Genomic DNA, 961 nt, shown 5'->3' with positions numbered 1-961 from the left:
TCCAGCAGGGTGCGGTTGAAGCGTTCGACCTTGCCGTTGGTCTGCGGCCGGTAGGGCCGGGTGCGCTTGTGGATGATCCCGTCCGTGGCCAGGGCTGTGCGCCAGTCGTGGGAGCGGTAGCAGGAGCCGTTGTCGGTCAGCACCCGCTCGACGGTGATCCCGGCCTGGGCGAAGAAGGCGTGGGCCCGCTGCCAGAAGCTGGTGGCGGTCTCTTTCTTCTCGTCCGGGTGGATTTCGCTGTAGGCCAGGCGGGAGTGGTCGTCGATGGCTGTGTGCAGGTAGCTGTAGCCGAGGTTGGGGCGGCCGTGACGGGTGCGGGGCCGTGCGGGGTCGCGGTGTGCGGAACTGTTGCGACCGCCCTGGGCTCTGCCGTGGACCTTGTGTCCGCCGCCGTCGGGGATGTTGCCCAGTTTCTTGATGTCGACGTGGACCAGTTCTCCGGGCCGGTCGCGTTCGTAGCGCCGCACCACGCGGCCCGTGGCCCGGTCCAGGTGGGCCAGGCGGGCCAGGTGGTAGCGGGTGAGGACGCGGTGGACGGTGGAGGGCACCAGGTGCAGGAAGTGCGCGATGCGGGCCGGTCCCCACCGGCGCAGCACACGGATCTTGATGATCCGTCGCTCGGTGCGGGTGGGGGTGCGGCGGGGGCTGTGATGGGGCCGGCTGGAGCGGTCCGCCAGGCCGGCTTCGCCCAGTCGGCGGTAGCGGTCGGCCCACCGCTGGGCTGTGGTCGGCGAGACCTGGAAGCGCTCGGCGGCCCGTCGAAGCGGCCAGCCGTCCTCGACCACACAGCGGGCAAGACGCAGGCGTCCGGTCTCGGTCAGGGGTGCATTACGGTGGGACACGAGGGCCTTTCGGTCGGTGTAGACGTCGCAATCCACACCGAACCCGGAAGGCCCTCACCCATTCAAGATCCCTCAACCGAGACCTGGGTCACCCGTCCACAACCTCCCCGGACAGAACA

The 961-nt window shown here is 69.7% G+C and carries 1 protein-coding gene; it reads right to left on the bottom strand.

Annotated features, from left to right (window positions below; genetic code table 11):
• On the bottom strand, nucleotides 1–842 hold an 842-nt coding region (locus tag CD790_RS34220), incomplete at its 3' end, for an IS481 family transposase (protein WP_144387277.1).
• Between the last annotated feature and the right edge of the window lie 119 nt (nucleotides 843–961).

The sequence above is a fragment of the Streptomyces sp. SAJ15 genome (assembly GCF_007595705.1).
In the GTDB taxonomy this organism is placed as follows: domain Bacteria; phylum Actinomycetota; class Actinomycetes; order Streptomycetales; family Streptomycetaceae; genus Streptomyces.
This window is presented reverse-complemented; position numbering and strand designations above follow the sequence as displayed.